This window comes from Delftia sp. (assembly GCF_059499305.1).
This window is the reverse complement of the sequence record NZ_JCABYI010000009.1, coordinates 59,874-74,829: the sequence shown is the minus strand read 5'-3', so window position 1 is coordinate 74,829 and position 14,956 is coordinate 59,874. Positions and strand designations below refer to the sequence as shown.

General features: G+C 69.1%; 19 protein-coding genes. 15 read left to right on the top strand and 4 right to left on the bottom strand.

Annotation, left to right across the window (positions count from 1 at the left end):
• The first annotated feature begins 221 nt into the window (after positions 1 to 221).
• The 9 genes from AC5I49_RS06440 to AC5I49_RS06400 all read left to right on the top strand — a co-directional run bounded on the left by AC5I49_RS06440 (position 222) and on the right by AC5I49_RS06400 (position 7,897).
• Positions 222 to 632 (top strand): hypothetical protein, encoded by a 411-nt coding sequence (locus AC5I49_RS06440; RefSeq protein ID WP_155524763.1) that lies wholly within the window; start codon positions 222 to 224, stop codon positions 630 to 632.
• Positions 632 to 1,126, top strand: coding sequence for a hypothetical protein (locus tag AC5I49_RS06435; RefSeq protein WP_016450711.1), 495 nt, complete (start codon positions 632 to 634; stop codon positions 1,124 to 1,126). Before AC5I49_RS06440 ends, AC5I49_RS06435 begins: the two co-directional genes overlap by 1 nt.
• 56 nt (positions 1,127 to 1,182) lie before the next feature.
• Positions 1,183 to 2,376 (top strand): phage tail sheath subtilisin-like domain-containing protein, encoded by a 1,194-nt coding sequence (locus AC5I49_RS06430; RefSeq protein WP_016450710.1) that lies wholly within the window; start codon positions 1,183 to 1,185, stop codon positions 2,374 to 2,376.
• Between the two features lie 63 nt (positions 2,377 to 2,439).
• The gene (locus AC5I49_RS06425; RefSeq protein ID WP_012204508.1) at positions 2,440 to 2,949 is read left to right on the top strand and encodes a phage major tail tube protein; all 510 of its coding nucleotides are present in this window, start codon (positions 2,440 to 2,442) and stop codon (positions 2,947 to 2,949) included.
• 68 nt (positions 2,950 to 3,017) lie between these two features.
• The gene (locus AC5I49_RS06420; RefSeq protein ID WP_012204507.1) at positions 3,018 to 3,377 is read left to right on the top strand and encodes a phage tail assembly protein; all 360 of its coding nucleotides are present in this window, start codon (positions 3,018 to 3,020) and stop codon (positions 3,375 to 3,377) included.
• Positions 3,378 to 3,385: 8 nt separating this feature from the next.
• A complete protein-coding gene (locus tag AC5I49_RS06415; protein ID WP_012204506.1) occupies positions 3,386 to 3,502 on the top strand; it encodes a GpE family phage tail protein in 117 nt (38 codons plus the stop codon).
• A 113-nt stretch (positions 3,503 to 3,615) separates the two neighbouring features.
• Positions 3,616 to 6,444, top strand: a complete 2,829-nt coding sequence (locus AC5I49_RS06410; protein WP_495789018.1) for a phage tail tape measure protein — start codon at positions 3,616 to 3,618, stop codon at positions 6,442 to 6,444.
• An 11-nt stretch (positions 6,445 to 6,455) separates the two neighbouring features.
• Complete coding sequence (locus tag AC5I49_RS06405; RefSeq protein ID WP_495789017.1) at positions 6,456 to 6,896, top strand: phage tail protein; 441 nt, start codon at positions 6,456 to 6,458, stop codon at positions 6,894 to 6,896.
• Positions 6,896 to 7,897, top strand: a complete 1,002-nt coding sequence (locus AC5I49_RS06400) for a contractile injection system protein, VgrG/Pvc8 family (protein WP_250439276.1) — start codon at positions 6,896 to 6,898, stop codon at positions 7,895 to 7,897. The genes AC5I49_RS06405 and AC5I49_RS06400 overlap by 1 nt, the downstream gene beginning before the upstream one ends.
• 48 nt (positions 7,898 to 7,945) lie before the next feature.
• On the opposite strand, the gene AC5I49_RS06395 is transcribed toward AC5I49_RS06400, so the two are convergent.
• Positions 7,946 to 8,278, bottom strand: coding sequence for a helix-turn-helix domain-containing protein (locus AC5I49_RS06395; protein ID WP_012204502.1), 333 nt, complete (start codon positions 8,276 to 8,278; stop codon positions 7,946 to 7,948).
• Between the two features lie 158 nt (positions 8,279 to 8,436).
• Here AC5I49_RS06395 and AC5I49_RS06390 point away from each other — a divergent pair, with 158 nt between their 5' ends.
• The 6 genes from AC5I49_RS06390 to AC5I49_RS06365 all read left to right on the top strand — a co-directional run bounded on the left by AC5I49_RS06390 (position 8,437) and on the right by AC5I49_RS06365 (position 12,053).
• A complete protein-coding gene (locus tag AC5I49_RS06390) occupies positions 8,437 to 8,586 on the top strand; it encodes a hypothetical protein (protein WP_236884675.1) in 150 nt (49 codons plus the stop codon).
• A 61-nt stretch (positions 8,587 to 8,647) separates the two neighbouring features.
• On the top strand, positions 8,648 to 8,971 hold the full coding sequence (locus AC5I49_RS06385) for an Ogr/Delta-like zinc finger protein (RefSeq protein ID WP_043825225.1): 324 nt from the start codon (positions 8,648 to 8,650) through the stop codon (positions 8,969 to 8,971).
• Positions 8,972 to 9,123: 152 nt separating this feature from the next.
• Positions 9,124 to 9,552 (top strand): hypothetical protein, encoded by a 429-nt coding sequence (locus AC5I49_RS06380; protein ID WP_495789016.1) that lies wholly within the window; start codon positions 9,124 to 9,126, stop codon positions 9,550 to 9,552.
• 4 nt (positions 9,553 to 9,556) lie between these two features.
• Positions 9,557 to 11,533 carry a replication endonuclease gene (locus tag AC5I49_RS06375; RefSeq protein ID WP_495789015.1) on the top strand — a complete coding sequence of 659 codons (1,977 nt, stop codon included), beginning with the start codon at positions 9,557 to 9,559 and terminating at the stop codon, positions 11,531 to 11,533.
• A 21-nt stretch (positions 11,534 to 11,554) separates the two neighbouring features.
• Complete coding sequence (locus tag AC5I49_RS06370) at positions 11,555 to 11,812, top strand: hypothetical protein (RefSeq protein WP_016449585.1); 258 nt, start codon at positions 11,555 to 11,557, stop codon at positions 11,810 to 11,812.
• 34 nt (positions 11,813 to 11,846) lie between these two features.
• Positions 11,847 to 12,053, top strand: coding sequence for a helix-turn-helix transcriptional regulator (locus AC5I49_RS06365; protein WP_012204496.1), 207 nt, complete (start codon positions 11,847 to 11,849; stop codon positions 12,051 to 12,053).
• Positions 12,054 to 12,079: 26 nt separating this feature from the next.
• On the opposite strand, the gene AC5I49_RS06360 is transcribed toward AC5I49_RS06365, so the two are convergent.
• The 3 genes from AC5I49_RS06360 to AC5I49_RS06350 all read right to left on the bottom strand — a co-directional run bounded on the left by AC5I49_RS06360 (position 12,080) and on the right by AC5I49_RS06350 (position 14,936).
• Positions 12,080 to 13,387, bottom strand: a complete 1,308-nt coding sequence (locus AC5I49_RS06360) for a type II toxin-antitoxin system HipA family toxin (protein WP_495789014.1) — start codon at positions 13,385 to 13,387, stop codon at positions 12,080 to 12,082.
• Positions 13,387 to 13,800 carry a helix-turn-helix domain-containing protein gene (locus AC5I49_RS06355; RefSeq protein ID WP_495789013.1) on the bottom strand — a complete coding sequence of 138 codons (414 nt, stop codon included), beginning with the start codon at positions 13,798 to 13,800 and terminating at the stop codon, positions 13,387 to 13,389. Before AC5I49_RS06355 ends, AC5I49_RS06360 begins: the two co-directional genes overlap by 1 nt.
• Before the next feature lie 119 nt (positions 13,801 to 13,919).
• Positions 13,920 to 14,936 carry a tyrosine-type recombinase/integrase gene (locus AC5I49_RS06350; RefSeq protein ID WP_495789012.1) on the bottom strand — a complete coding sequence of 339 codons (1,017 nt, stop codon included), beginning with the start codon at positions 14,934 to 14,936 and terminating at the stop codon, positions 13,920 to 13,922.
• Positions 14,937 to 14,956 lie beyond the last annotated feature (20 nt).

The following is a 14,956-nucleotide window of genomic DNA, read 5'->3' as shown; positions in this document are numbered from 1 at the left end:
CAAGCCTCTGTGCAGCCCTCCGGCACAGCCAAGGTCGCTGGCGCCCAAGCCCCCGCCGCGAGAACATCAATGCAACCCGGGCACAGCGCCAGCGGCCTTGCAGGCGGCAGGCGCCAAGCCCTGCAAGGACAACCAGGCCGCCTTGGCTGCATGAACTTCAGCATGACACAGACCATCACTGTCGATTCCATCAACACCGCAGCTTGCGCAAAGGTGCCCGCGTGAGCCTGGATGCCGTCATCAGTGCCGATCTGGTGAAGACGCGGGCGGAGATTGCTGCCTTGACCAGCTCCCTGGCGGCCGCACGCAGCGCGGTTGCGGAACTGAGCAGCCAGGTCAACGGCAGTACTGTCATCAAGAGCGTTCAGAGGGGTCGAATCGATATTCCCGCCGCTAGTAGCGGAAGCACTAGCAGGGTGGTTGTCAGCATTTCACCGGTCAATCCCGCAAAAGCAGCCTTGTCGTATCTAGGTAGCACAGGTGTTCGCCAATGGAACACCGAAGGCATGTTCAACGGAGGACATGTTGCCTTGATTTCTGGCACCCAAATTGAAGGGAACTGCACGCTTCCACCGTGGGCGGGAGCAGGAACTGGGTTCTCCATGTCTTGGGAACTGGTGGAGTTCAAGTAATGCCCCACCACTACGCCCAGCTCACCCCCGCCGGCGTGGCCTTCGCCATCACCGAAACCCACGCCGAGCTCAACGCTCCCGACCTGCTCCCCCTGCCCCGCTACGACACCTCGGTGCTCGGCCGCCGCTGGACCGGCACGCACTGGGAAGACGTGGCGCAGGCGCTGCCTGAAAACCAGGCTGGCCCCGCTGCAGCCAGCGAACCCGCCCCCCGCCACATCACCCCCCACGCCCTACGCCGCCGCTTCACCGTGGTCGAGCGCACGGCGCTGGAGTGGGCCGTGGTGGACCGTGCCGAGGCGGGCGAGGCCGACCGGCTCAACGCGGCCACGCTGCGCTCGCTGCTCAAGGACATCGAGCAGGCGCGGCAACTCGATCTTGACGACCCCGAACTGGCCGACAGCCTGCGCCGGTTCGAGGCCTTCGGACTCATCGCCGCGGGGCGTGCCCAGGAAATCCTGGACGGCCCCGTACAAGCCCACGAACAGCCGTGACCACCCCTTTTTGACGACAGCCCCACGGCCCAACCACCCCCAACCCGGAGAACACCATGGCGACAGCCCCGTTCCATCATGGCATTCGCGTCACGGAAGTGAGCGAAGGCATCAATTCCATCCGCATCGTGTCCACGGCCGTGATCGGCCTCGTGGCCACGGCCAGCGACGCCGATGCGGCCACTTTCCCGCTGAACCGTCCGGTGCTGGTCACCAAGGTCGATGCGGCCATCGGCAAGGCCGGCACCAAGGGCACGCTGGCCCAGGCGCTGAACGCCATCAAGGAGCAGTGCCGCCCGGTGCTGGTCGTCGTGCGCGTGGCCGATGGCGAAGGCGCCACCGAGGCCGAGCGCCGCACCGACCAGGACGCCAAGGTCATCGGCACCACCGCCGGCAACCAGTACACGGGCCTGCAGGCGCTGCTGGCGGCCCAGGCCCAGCTCGGCGTCAAGCCGCGCATTCTGGGCGCGCCGGGCCTGGACAGCCAGGCCGTGACCGACGCGCTGGCGTCCGTGGCCATCAAGCTGCGCGGCTTCGCCTATGCGGCGGCCATCGGCAACGATGTGGCCGAGGCCCAGGCCTACCGCGAGCACTTCGGCCAGCGCGAGCTGATGCTGCTGTGGCCCGGCTTCAAGGCGCTGGACCTGTCTACCGCCGCCGTGCAGGACGCCTCACCCGTGGCCTACGCCCTGGGCCTGCGCGCGCGCATCGACCAGGAGCAGGGCTGGCACAAGACGCTGTCCAACGTGCCGTTGTCGGGCGTTCTGGGCATCTCGCGCGATGTGCATTGGGACCTGCAAAGCCCCGATACCGAGGCCGGCATCCTCAACCAGGCCGGCATCACCACGCTGATCCAGAGCCAGGGCCACCGCTTCTGGGGCTCGCGCACCTGCACGGACAGCGAGCTGTTCCGCTTCGAGTCCAGCGTGCGCACCGCGCAGGTGCTGGCCGACACCATGGCCGAGGCGCATTTCTGGGCCGTGGACAAGCCCATGCACCCCAGCCTGGTCAAGGACATCCTGGAAGGCATCAACACCAAGTTCCGCGAACTGAAGGCCCTGGGCTACATCCTGGACGGCAAGGCCTGGTACGACGAAACGGTCAACGAGACCGCCACGCTCAAGGCCGGCAAGCTGGTGCTGGACTACGACTACACGCCCGTGCCTCCGCTGGAGGACCTGGGTTTTCGCCAGCGCATCACCGATCGCTACTTCGCCGACTTCGCCCTGCGCGTGGGCACCGGCCAGTAAACGGCGGCCGCACCCGACACACCCAATACACCGAACACACCGGATACACAGGAGAAAAGCACCATGGGACTGCCCCGCTCTCTCAAGAATTTCGCCACCTTCGTGGATGGCAACTCATACATCGGCGACATGCCCGAAGTGGGCTTGCCCAAGCTCACCCGCAAGATGGAGAAGTACCGCGCCGGCGGCATGAACGGCGAGGTCAGCCTGGACTTCGGCATGGAGGCCATCGAGGCCGACCTGACCGCTGCCGGCTACATGAAGGAGTTGATCTCCACCTGGGGCACGCTGCGCCACGACGGCGTGCTGCTGCGCTTCGCCGGCGCCCTGCAGGGCGATGACAGCGAAGGCGTGGACTCGCTGGAAGTGGTCATGCGTGGCCGCTTCTCGGAGTTCGACCCCGGCAAGGCCAAGGCCGGCGACAAGACCGAGATCAAGTACAAGCTGGCCGTCAGCTACTACCGCCTGTCCATCAACGGCCAGGTGCTGATCGAGATCGACCCGGTCAACTTCGTCGAAGTCGTCAACGGCATCGACCGCCTGGCCCAGGTCCGCGCCGCGCTGGGCATCTGAGCCTGGCTCAACTGACCGGGCCGGCCGGCCCGGTCCTCCTCTTTTCTTCACCCGAACGCTGACACATCATGGACACCACCAAGCCCCAGGAAGACCTCCAGAACCAGGCTGCCGCCAACGCGGCCGCCCTCGCATCGGGCGATGCGCGCGAGATCACGCTCGACGTGCCGCTCAAGCGCCCCGGCGGCGACCTGGCCCGGGTGCTGGTGCGCCGCCCCAATGCCGGCGCGCTGCGCGGCCTGTCGCTGGTCGAGCTGCTGCACATGAACGTGACCGCGCTGCAGACCCTGCTGCCGCGCGTGACCGAGCCCATGCTGCACAAGGCCGAGGTGCTGCAGCTGGACCCCGCCGACCTGGTGACCCTCGGTACGGAGGTGGCCTCTTTTTTGGTGCCGAAGGCGCAGAGGGAGCAATTCCCGAGCGCGTAGAGGACGCCATGGCCGACCTGGCCATGGTCTTCCACTGGCGGCCGGCGGACATGGAGGACATGTCGCTGGCCGAACTCGGCCAATGGCATGAACGGGCGCGCGAGCGCTACGAAAGCCAGGACTGAGCCAGGACTGAGCACCACCTCCACTCCATTGCCCGCCTCTCGCCCCTGTCTTGCACGCCCCTTGCCCATGACCTCCACCCAACGCCAACACCGCACCGGCCAGGGAGCCCTCCATGGCCGTTGACACCCTGCGCCTGGACGAGGTGCTCAAGCAGGCCGAGCGCGTGCACCAGCCCCTGGCGCTGCTGGGCAGAACCAGCAGCAACACGGCCCGGGAACTCAAGGAAACGGTCGACCAGTTGAAGAAGCTGCAGCAGCAGCAAGCCCAGCTGGGCGACTACCGCGCGCTGCGCAGCGGCCTGGCCGACACCACAGCACGGCTGCGCGGCGCGCGCCAGCAGATGGCCCAGCTGCGGCTGGAATCGGGCGCGGGCGAGCAGCCCTCGCGCGCCATGCTGCGCGCGCTGCGTTCGGCCCAGGTCGAGGAGGAGCGCCTGGCGCTGCTGCGCGCCACGCAGCGATCGCGCCTGATGGACATGCGCGAAGGCCTGCGCGGCGCGGGCGTGGACACGGGCAACCTGTCCGCGCACGAGCGCAAGCTGCACAACGACATCCGCGCCACCACGGCCCAGATGGAAAAGCAGCGCAAGGTGGTGGCACCGGCCGCCCAGCGGCTGGAGAGGATCGACGCCCTGCGCGAGCAGAGCAAGACCCTGGCCGATCGCGGCCAGGCGCTGCGCGAGACGGGCGGCAAGATGCTGGCGCCCGTGCGCGCCGTGAGCCAGGCCTTCATGACCGACGACCAGGCCGCCGCACAGCTGCGCGCCACCATGGCGGGCAGCAACGGCAAGCCGGGCGCCGATTACCAGCAGGTGCTGGACTTGGCCAAGAGCCTGGGCACCGACATGCCCGGCAGCACGGCCGACTACATCGCGATGATGAACCAGCTGCAGCGCCAGGGCGTGTCCTCGCAGGATGTGCTGGGCGGCGTGGCCCGGCAGGCGGCCAACCTGGGCGCGGTGCTGAACATGCCCGCCAAGGAGGCCGGCGAGTTCGCGGCACAGCTGCAGCAAGCCACCCGCGCAAGCGCGGGCGACATGGCCGCACTGGCCGACACGGTGCAGCGCACCTCCCACCTGGGACTGGACCCCACAGGCATGGTCAAGGGCCTGGACGCCATCGGCAAGGCCTTGCCGCAGCTGGGACAGCAGGGCGCAAGATCGGGACAGATGTTTGCGCCGCTGCTGCTCATGCTCAACGACGCCAGCATCAGCGGCGAGGCCGCCGGCAAGGCCGTCGGCAACCTGGTCAAGAACTCCATGGACCCGGCCAGGCTGGGCCAGGTCAACAAGATGCTCGCGGGCCAGGGCGTGTCGCTGGACTTCAAGGATGCCAGCGGCCAGTTCGGCGGCACCGAGCAGATGATGGCCCAGCTGCAAAAGCTGCAGAGCCTGGGCAGCGACAAGCTGCGCGCCGCTGCGCTGGACAAGCTGGCCGGCGGCGACGCGCAGACGCGCAAGGCCCTGGAGGCGCTGCTCCAACAGGGCCCTGGCGGCTACCAGCAGATCGCCTCCCAGCTCAAGTCACAGGCGGATCTGGATGGGCGCGTGGCCATCCTGAAGGACTCGGTCTCGGCCCAATACGAGTCCGTCAAGGACAGCTACAACGGCCTGTTGAGCGACATGGGCTCGACCATCGAGTCCGACCTCAAGGCCGTGCTGGGCACGCTGCGCGAGATGACCGAAGGCATGCGTGCCTGGGTCAAGGAGCATCCCCAGATCGTGCAGTGGACGCTGCGCATCGTGGCCGTGCTGGGCCTGCTGATCGCAGGCGTCGGCGTGGTGAGCAGCGTGCTGTTCGGCCTGCTGGCGCCGCTGCTGCTCACGCGCACCGTGTTCGGCCTGCTGGGCGCGGCCATGGGCGCAGGCAGCGGTGCGTTGGGCGTGCTCAGGCGCGGCCTGGCGGCCGTGGTCCTGTCGCTGGGCATGATGGGCGGTGGCGGCAGTGCCATGGGCCTGTTGGCCGGCGGCTTGCGCATGGCCAGCAACGCTGCGGGCGTGCTCCGGCGCGGCGTGGGCGCCGTGGTCCTGTCCCTGTCCATGATGAGCGGCGGTGGCGGAGCCATGGGTCTGCTGTCGGGAGGCTTGCGCATGGCCAGCAACGCTGCGGGCGTGCTCAGGCGCGGGCTGGGAGCCGTGGTCCTGTCGCTGGCCATGATGGGTCGCGGCGCTGCCATGGGCAGCATAGGCACCGCCCTGGCCGGCGCGGGCCGCGCTGCAGGCCGCATCTTCGGCGGCGGTGCAGGCAAGGGCCGTGCGGGCGCCGTCATGGGCCTGCTGGGCGCCGGCCTGGGGGCCGCAGGAGCCGTCGGCAGTGGCCTGGGCGGTAGTCTGGGTGGTGCAGCCGCATCGCTGATGGGCCTGGTGCGCATGACACCCATGGGCCGGCTCGCAGGCGGCCTGATGGGCGCGGGCGGCTCGATCATGCAGAACTGGGACGGCCTTTCCACCGCCTTCAAGGCCGGCGACTGGAAGGGCGTCGGCGGCACGCTGCTGGAGGCCGGCAAGGCCGGCCTCGATGGCGCCACGGGCGGCCTGTTCGGCGTGGTCTCTGACCTGGCCGGCAAGGGCATCAGCGGCCTGGCCTCGTCGGTGGGCTCATGGTTCAAGTCCGGCGATGCGTCGGCACCCGACCAGGGCCGCGCCGGCGCACTGCGCCAGGGTGTTGCGGCCGCAGCCACGGCGGCCACGCTGGCCACGGGCGCCATGCCGGCCCTGGCCGACACGGGCGCCGTGCGCATCGACAGCCGCCCGCCGCTGGCCAGCGCTGCTGCACCCGCGCCGGCACCGGCCCCGGTGGCCGGCGCCACCATCCATATCACCGTCAACGCTGCGCCCGGCCAGGATGCGCAGGCCATTGCCCGCGCCGTGGCCGCCGAGCTGGACCGCCGCGAAATGGCCAGGCGCTCCAACGTGCTGTCGCAGCTGTCGGACATCGACTGAGGAGCATGAGCATGCTGATCACACTGGGCCAGTTTGCCTTCGGCATCGACACACTGGCATTCGACAAGCTGGTGCGCAGCAGCACCTGGCGCCACCCGAGCAACAGCCGCGTTGGCGCGCGCCCCGCCCGCCAGTCGCTGGGCCCAGGTGATGAAACGCTGGGCCTGACCGGCGTGCTCGCACCCGAGTTCCGGGGCACGGCCAAGTCGCTGGACGACCTGCGCGAAATGGCCGACCAGGGCAAGGCATGGGCCCTGGTGGGCGGCGAAAGCATCCTGGGCGCCTGGGTCATCGAGAGCCTGCAGCAGACCGGCACGCACTACACACCGGGCGGCAAGCCGCGCCGCATCGAGTTCGATCTCAAGCTGGCCCGCGTGGACGACCACCTGGCCGAAGGCGGCGGCGGCGTCGATCCCTGGCCCGGTGACGACTTCTGGGAATGGTGGATCTGATGGCCACACAGGAATACCTGCACGCCAAGCCCCAGTACGAGATCGTCCTGGACGGGCGCAACATCACCAGCCAGGTGGACACGCGGCTGATGAACCTGACGCTGTCCGAATCGCGCGGCGAAGAAGCCGACAAGCTGGACATCACGCTGGACGACAGCGATGGGCGCCTGGCCCTGCCGGGCAAGGGATCCAAGATCGCGCTGAAGCTGGGCTGGGCCGGCCACGGCCTGGTCGACAAGGGCACCTACGAGGTGGACGAGGTGGAGCACCAGGGTGCGCCCGACAGAATCGTGGTGCATGCGCGCTCGGCCGAGCTCAAGCGCCAGCTGCGCACGCGCTCCGAGCACAGCTACCACAACAGCACGCTGGGCCAGATCGTGCGCAGCATTGCGCAGCGCAACGGCCTGCAGGTGCGCGTGGACGCGCAGTTCGAGAACCTGCGCGTGGACCACATCGACCAGACCCACGAAAGCGACCTGAACTTCTGCAGCCGCCTGGCGCGGCAGTACGACGCCGTGTGCACGGTCAAGAAGGGCAAGCTGGCCTTCATCGCCATCGACAGCAAGATCACCGCCGGCGGCCAGACCGTGGAGGCCGCCACGCTCACGCGCGCCGAGGGCGACAGCCACAACTACCACACGGCCGCACGCAACGACTACAGCGGCGTGCGCGCGTACTGGAACGACGCGGATCGCGCAGAGAAACGCAGCGCCACGCAGGGTGCCGAGGACAACGAAAAGCGCCTGAAGGACACCTACGGCAGCGAGGCCGAGGCGCAGGCCGCCGCCAAGGCCGAGATGGGCCGCATCAACCGCGCCAAGGCCACCATGGGCCTGAAGCTGGCGCTGGCGCGGCCCGACCTGATGCCGCAGACGCCGCTGAAGCTGCAGGGGTTCAAGGCAGAGATCGATGACACGCCGTGGCTGGTCGTCAAGATCCAGCACGAGCTGGGCGACGGCGGCTTCACCTCCAAGCTGACGCTGGAGACACGCGCCAAGTGAGCGAGAGGGGCGGGTAGAGCGCGTCCTGGAGCGGCCGGCGCAGGCCGTTCAGCGCGCGGCCAGGGTCGCCACGGCCATGATGGCGGCGCGGCCCGAATCGTCGGCCCGGCCGTAGCAATCGAGCAGCTCGCGCTCGTCGGGCGCCAGGGTCTGGACCGATGCGTTCGCATGCTGGCCCGTGACCACATACAGGACATCCACGCCCAGGCCCGCCATCACGGCCAGGGCGGCCGCATTGGGCGATTGCTCGCCCTTCTCCCAGGTGGCCAGGGTGCCGCGCGAGACGTCGCAGGCGTCGGCCATGGCGAGCTGCGCCACGTCCAGACGCAGACGCTCCTGCCTCAGCCTTTCACCGATGTGATCGAAATTTCTTCTATTCATCAATTGACATGCTCGAAATTTCGAGCAATGATGCAGTCAGCGTGTAACCAAACCATCCAAACCATCCCAAATACTACATGACAGCCATGCACTCCCCCAGAGCCGTGCCCGGTATCCCTGCGGATCCGGTGCTTCATGACAGGCCCGTGCCACTGCGCATGACGGCATCCGAACGCGAACGCCACGCCCGCTATGCCAGCCGTGAGAGCCGCAGCGCCTCCAACTTCGCGCTGAAGCTGTACCGCATGGGCATGCAGCAGTACGAGCAGCAGATGCCGCCGCTGCCCCAGGCCGATCAGGCGCGATAGCCGCCCGCGCCGACCTGTTCACCGCCTTGTCTTCGATCCCAACTGCCCCCAGGAGCCTGCCATGCGCATGATGTGCCCCCACTGCAACGAACACGCCTACACCCGCACCAGCCTGCAGCTGACCAGCACCAGCCGCGAGACCATCTTCCAATGCCGCAACTTCGAGTGCGGCCATGTGTTCTCGGCGGTGACCGAGATCAACCGCACCATCAGCCCCAGCGCCATCCCCAACCCCATGGTGATCCTGCCGATGAGCACGCACATCAAGCGCAAGCTGCTGCAGACCCAGCTGGACGCCATGCCGTCCTCGCAATACGAAGGCGCAGCGCACCGCGCAGCCCAGGCGGCCGAATCCGCCCAATCCACCGAAGGCGCGCGCAGCTAGCGCGGCCGGGGCGCCTTCTCCTGACGGCGCCCCACCCGGCGCGCGGGCAGCCCCGCCTGCACCGCCGCCACCCCACCCCCTTTCCCGCAACCTGCGGAGCCTGCATGAAGGCCCTGCGGGATGCGCTCACCCTGAAACGACCTGGACAGACCATGAAGCTCGGCGACCTGCGCCTTTCCGATCTGATGCGACTGCTGCAGGCAGACGATGCGCCCGCGCCCGAATACCGGCCCGAATACCGGCCCGAATACCGGCCCGTGGACCCGCCCGCACTGCCCGAGGCCTACCAGCGCCTGAGCGTCAGGGACTGCCGCATCCGCCTGCGCGAGCTGCAGCGCGAAGCCGCGCAGCGCGCCTCCAACGGCCGCTCGGGCAGCGCCGAAAGCCGCGAATGGGCGGGCCTGGCCAGCCACTACCGCATGGCCCTGGTGCTGCTGGCGGGCATAGACGGCGAGATCGAGGAGCTGGCCCTGCGCGACTGGCGCGAAATGCCGCCGCCCGAGCGCGACGCCATCCGCCGCCAGATCCGAGCGCTGCGCACCTGCCTGCTGCCGCTGCGCGCGCTGGCCCTGAGGACCTGAGCCCATGTCCGTCCTGCTCGCCGCCAAATCCACCGGCCGCAGGCTGCGCACCGCCAGCCTGCAGCAATGGGACCAGCACAAGCCCCGCCCCCACATGGTCCAGCGCGCCATGCAAGCGCTGGAAAAAGCCTTGCCCCCGCAGTGGCTGCAGCCCATGAAGCTGCTGGGCCTGGGCGACTGGCAAAAGGGCGCGCAACACGCCAACGGCCAGCCCGAATGGGCTGCCTGCCACGACGCGCTGGCCGCTATTGACGACTTTGCCAGCCGCCACGGCCGTGCGGCCGAGTGGAATCTGGACGACTACGAGATCTGCCAGATGGCCAGGCGCCTGAGCGACGAAGTCGGTGAGCTCGACGCCGGCGCCCAGGCCCAGAACATGGACCTGGCCGCACGCGTGGACCTGGTGCGGCTGATGCTGCGCATGCTGGGCCTGCAGGAAAGCACGCCACTGGCCGGCGAGCCCGCCATCCGCCGCGCGCTGGATGCCGCCTGGTGGCGCCGCATGCTGCGCCGCCACGTCACGCGCACCGTGGAGGCCGGCGCCGTCAAGCTGGGCATCGTCAACCGCAGCGCCGGCGGCTATGCCAGCAATGCCACCGTGCGCCGGCGCACCGCGCAGATCGAACGCAACGCCCGCGCGCTGGAGCGCAGCCTCTACCGAAACGAGGCCGGCCAGGTCTTCACCCTGGCCGAGCTGGCCGCGCTGTCGCCGGCCAACCCCGTGATCCGTGGCGGCGAGCTGATGACGCGCATCCGCGGCGCAGAGGAATATGCCGACGCGCGCAGCCACGTCGGCCTCTTTCTCACGCTGACGGCGCCCAGCCGCTTTCACGCCGTCACGCTGGGCAGCGGCGGCCGGCCGCGTCCCAATCCCCATTACGACGGCCACAGCACGCCGCGCGATGCCCAGCTGTGGCTGCGTACCATGTGGGCGCGCGTGCGCTCGCACCTGGGCCGCCAGCGCATCGCCATGTACGGCATCCGGGTGGCCGAGCCGCACCATGACGCCACGCCGCACTGGCACGCCCTGGTCTGGGCCGAGTGCGAGGAGCACGCCCAGCACATCGAGGCCGCCATCCGCAAATGGTGGCTCAGCGAAGATGGCGACGAGCGCGGCGCCCAGCGCAACCGCGTCCACGTCAAGCGCATGACCGGCGGTGGCGCTGCCGGCTACGTGGCCAAGTACATCGCCAAGAGCGTGGGCCATGCGGCCCTGGCCGACCACCTCGACGTGGTGCAGGGCCGCCTGTGGGATGTGGAGCAGGGCGGCATGCCCGGCCACTGCCGCGTGGACGCCTGGGCCGCCTGCTGGGGCATTCGCCAGTTCCAGGCCGTGGGCATGCCCAGCGTCTGCGTCTGGCGCGAGCTGCGCCGTGTCAGCAAGGACCAGGTCGAACAGATCCGCATCGACGGCGACAAGGCCAGCTGGAAGGCCTGGGGCGCCAGCCACCGCCACGGGCCCGACATCCCCGCCGACTGGCGCCGTTACATGGAAGCCATGGGCGGCCACTGCCTGGCCCGCGACCGCTGGCACCTGCGCATGGCACGCCGCCCCGTGCCCGCCGGCGCCGTCAACCAATACGGCGAGGCCATCGCGCCCGGCTGCGGCCGCGTGGTAGGCCTGGAAACCCGGCGCGGCCAGTGGCTGGTCTCGCGCCGCATCGCCTGGCGCAGCGTGGCCCGCGCCACGCTGGAGTTCCAGGAAACCCAAGGTGCAGAAAGCGCCGAGGGCGCCAACGTGGCCCCGCCGACCCTGCCCGCCCGCGCGCCGCTGGCGCGCGCTTGGACTGGTTTCAATAACTGTACGGCCCGGCTCACGGGCCACACGCTGCGCGCCCTCATCGGCCGCGGCGGGCACCAATGCGAGGACCGGGCCAACCCGGCCGGGCCCGATTCGGGTGCCGATTCAGTGCCCCATTCCGTGCTGCACCGCCCCGCATCCGGCGCCACGCCATCCAACCACCCTTTCTTTTCCAGCTGATCCACCCCAGGAGGACCCACCATGCACCACAACATCACCGCCCTGCGCAGCTACCGCGCCACCCTCATCCCCCACGGCGTGGACGCCGCGCAGCTGGATCAATTGGCCGACGCCCGCCTGCTGCCCGTGCTGCGCCTGAAAGCGGCCAGCGCCAGCCACGCCCAGGCCTGCGCCCTGCTGGCCAGCGGCCGGCCCGTTCTGCGAGTGGAGCGAGTCGAGCGAGTTGAACGTGTGGAGCGCAAGAAGGCAGGCAAGTCCATCACGCCGCGCCAGGCCTGATCAAGCACCGGACACGACATCGGAGAACACCGCAATGACGCAACAGAACATGGAACTCTTTCACAGCGCCCCGCGCCTGGACACCCAGGGCATCGCCAACTACCTGGGCCTGAGCCGCGAGCACGTCACCGCGCGCCTGACCAAGCGCCCGGACTTTCCCAAGCCCTTCATCAACGCCAGCCGCCGCATCCGCTACTGGCGCATGGCCGACGTCAAGGCCTGGGCCGAGGGGCGCCGGTGAGCCGGCACCAGGCCATTGCCGTGCGCTCAGTGATCGCTGCCCGCAAGAAAGCGCCGTGCCTGGTCGCGCGCCCCGTCGAAGATCTGCCGGGCCATAGGCTGCGGCACGCTGGCCGGCAGGCGCGGCTGCAGCCGGGCTATGGCACCGTCCAGCGCCTCGACCATCTCCACCATGCTTTCCCACAGGCCTGCGATGCGCGTGGTCTCGGCCAGGGCCTTCCAGTGGCGGCGCTGGATCTCGGCCAGGCGGTAGTGGCGGCTGCGCCCCGGCAGGGCCATGGCCATCCTGGCGCGCTGGCGGGCAATCTTGCCGTGGCCATGGCCGATGATGGGCCAGGCCGACAGCACGTCGTACAGCGGCGTCATCTCATAGCCGCCGCCCGGCTGCAGGAACACCGAGAAATTCTTGGCATGCCCGTCCGTGGCCCCCAGCAGCCAGAACGCCAGCTGGGCCATCACGAAGCGGGCGCAATCCTGGGCAGGCTCGCTGCCATGCTGCAGCACCTGCAGGCACTGCAGCATGCCGGGCCCGCCGTGGGTCTCGTACTTGTTGGCGCTGGCAACGCCGCGCACCTGGCAGAAATCTTCCTGGGGCAGGCGCGCAATCCAGCCCTGCGCCGTCCAGGCGCGGTCAAAGCGCTCCACGCACAGCACCTGCTGCCCGCCAAAGCTCTCGATGCTGCTGTCGGCCACGGCAAAGCCCAGCTCGGCCAGCAGGCGGGCGCACAGCCACTCATTGGCCACTGACTCGCTCAGGTCGTAGTGCCAGTGCGGCACCACGCCGATGGCCGGCTTCAGGATATGCGTGGTCGGCGTCGCACCCAGCGGGCGGCACCACTGGCCGCCATGGCGCAGCACTGCCGTCTTCTCCTGCGCACCGGCAATGGACAGCCGGAACTCCTGGTCCACCTCCAGCGCGCCAAACCCGCCACCCAGACTGGCCAGGTGCTCGGCAATCTGCGCCTCGCTCAGCGGCTCGAAGCGCACCTGGTCGAACCCATCGGGCACGACGCCCTCGGGCAGCAGCTGCACGGCCCCCACGCAATCGCGACCAATGGCCTCCAGCAGCGAGAACGCATCGGCCCCACGCAGCCCGAAGCGCTGGTGAATGCGCCGGCGAATGCCCTCGCCGTCCGGCAGCAGGTTGTCGAAATAGTGGGCCACCACCTCGCCCGCCACCGTCAGGTCACGCGTGAAGGGCATGGACAGTGACAGCGGCCGCGCATGCGCGCTCTGCGGCCAGGCCGGGTCATAGGCGAACACATGGCGGCCCGTGCGCGTGACCTCCCAGGTGCCCACCCGCTCCCCATTCATCCAGACGCCCAGCGCCGCCATCACCAGGACCCTTTCGGCTTGCGGTCCTGCCAGTGCGGCGGCAGCGCCTGCGGCTTGAAGGCCACGGGGCGGTCGGCGGGCTTGCGGGGCACGTTGTCACCCGCGTACGGCTGTGGAGCGGGCTCGGCAACCTTCGACGCAGCAGGTCCAGGTCCAGGTACAGGCACAGATGCAGACGCAGGAGAAGCCACCGCATCCGCCCTGGGCCGCATGAGCAGATCGGCATCCAGCAGCTGCAGGATCTCCATCAGCTGGCGCACGCTGATGGCGGCCGGGTCACGCTCTATCGCCGCCACACGCGACTGGGACACGCCCAGCCGCTGTGCCAGTTGGGCCTGGCTCACGCCAGCGGCCTTGCGCAGCGACTTCAGGTGCAGCGCAAGCTGATCGGGCAGTTGCAACAGGTGGTCCATGGTGTTCTCCTGGCCAGGGCATTCAAAATATCATCTCAAGATGATGGATTGAAATTATCACTCCAGAATAATATTGTCAACATATCATATTGGAGTGATATTTCTGGCAGCCACCCTGCCTACAACCGTGCCGCGATGTCCTCGGCCGTCTCCCGGTAATAGGTATTGAACAGCTCGTTGATATCCACGTGGCCGCTGATGCGGGCCAGCGTCAACACATCCACGCGCTTGCTCAGCCAGGTCAGCGCCGTGGCGCGCAGGTCATGGAAGCGCAGGCCCTCCACCATCACCCGGTCGCGCAGCTTGCGGTAGAGCGTGTCGCGGCTGGCGTCGCTGATGGTCCAGTAGGCATCGCGCCCGGCAGCCTCGGCGGCGGCGTCCAGCACGCGCAGCAGGCGCACGGCACGGCGCGTCAGCGGCACATGGCGCTCGCCCACCTTGGCCTCGGTCTTGTGGTGCGGCAGGTGGTAGACCCGGCGCTTGAGATCCACATTGCTGCGGCCCATGCGCAGGATCTCGCCGCTGCGCATGGCCGTGTGCAGGGCCACCAGCATGGTCCAGGCCGTCTGCTCCATGGCGGTGACAGGCGCCAGGCGTGGCGAGACATTGGCCGAGCGCAGCATGCGCCGCACCTCGCTCCACTGCCCCGTGCGCCGGCGCGCATGGGACTTGGCCGGCAGCTTGATCTCGGGCCAGGGGCTCTTGCCCACCCATTTCCACTGCTTGACCGCCAGCGTCCAGATGGGGCGGAACTGCTGCGCCTCGCGCAGCACGCTGGCGCCGGAGACCTGCTGCAGCCGCGCATCGCGCCAGCGCGCCAGGTCGTCGCCCGTGATCTCGTGGAAGACCTTGGAGGCCAGCTCGGGAAACTCGCGCAGCCAGGCATCAAAGCGCAAATGGTCGGCCCGCGCCGTGCTGGCCGTCTTTTTGTCGGTGACCTCGCGCCGATAGCGCTCCACCGCCTCGGCCAGCGTGCGCCGCGGAAACTCCCCGCGCGCACCGGCCAGAATGGCCGCCTCCTCGGCCACGGCCCATCCCTGCGCCTCGGCCTTGGTCGCCCGCGTGGCGGTGCGCCGAATACCCGCACGCTCCACCTCGGCCCGCCAGCCGTTCTTCACCTTCCGGAAATACGCCATCCCATCTCCTGCTGCACGCG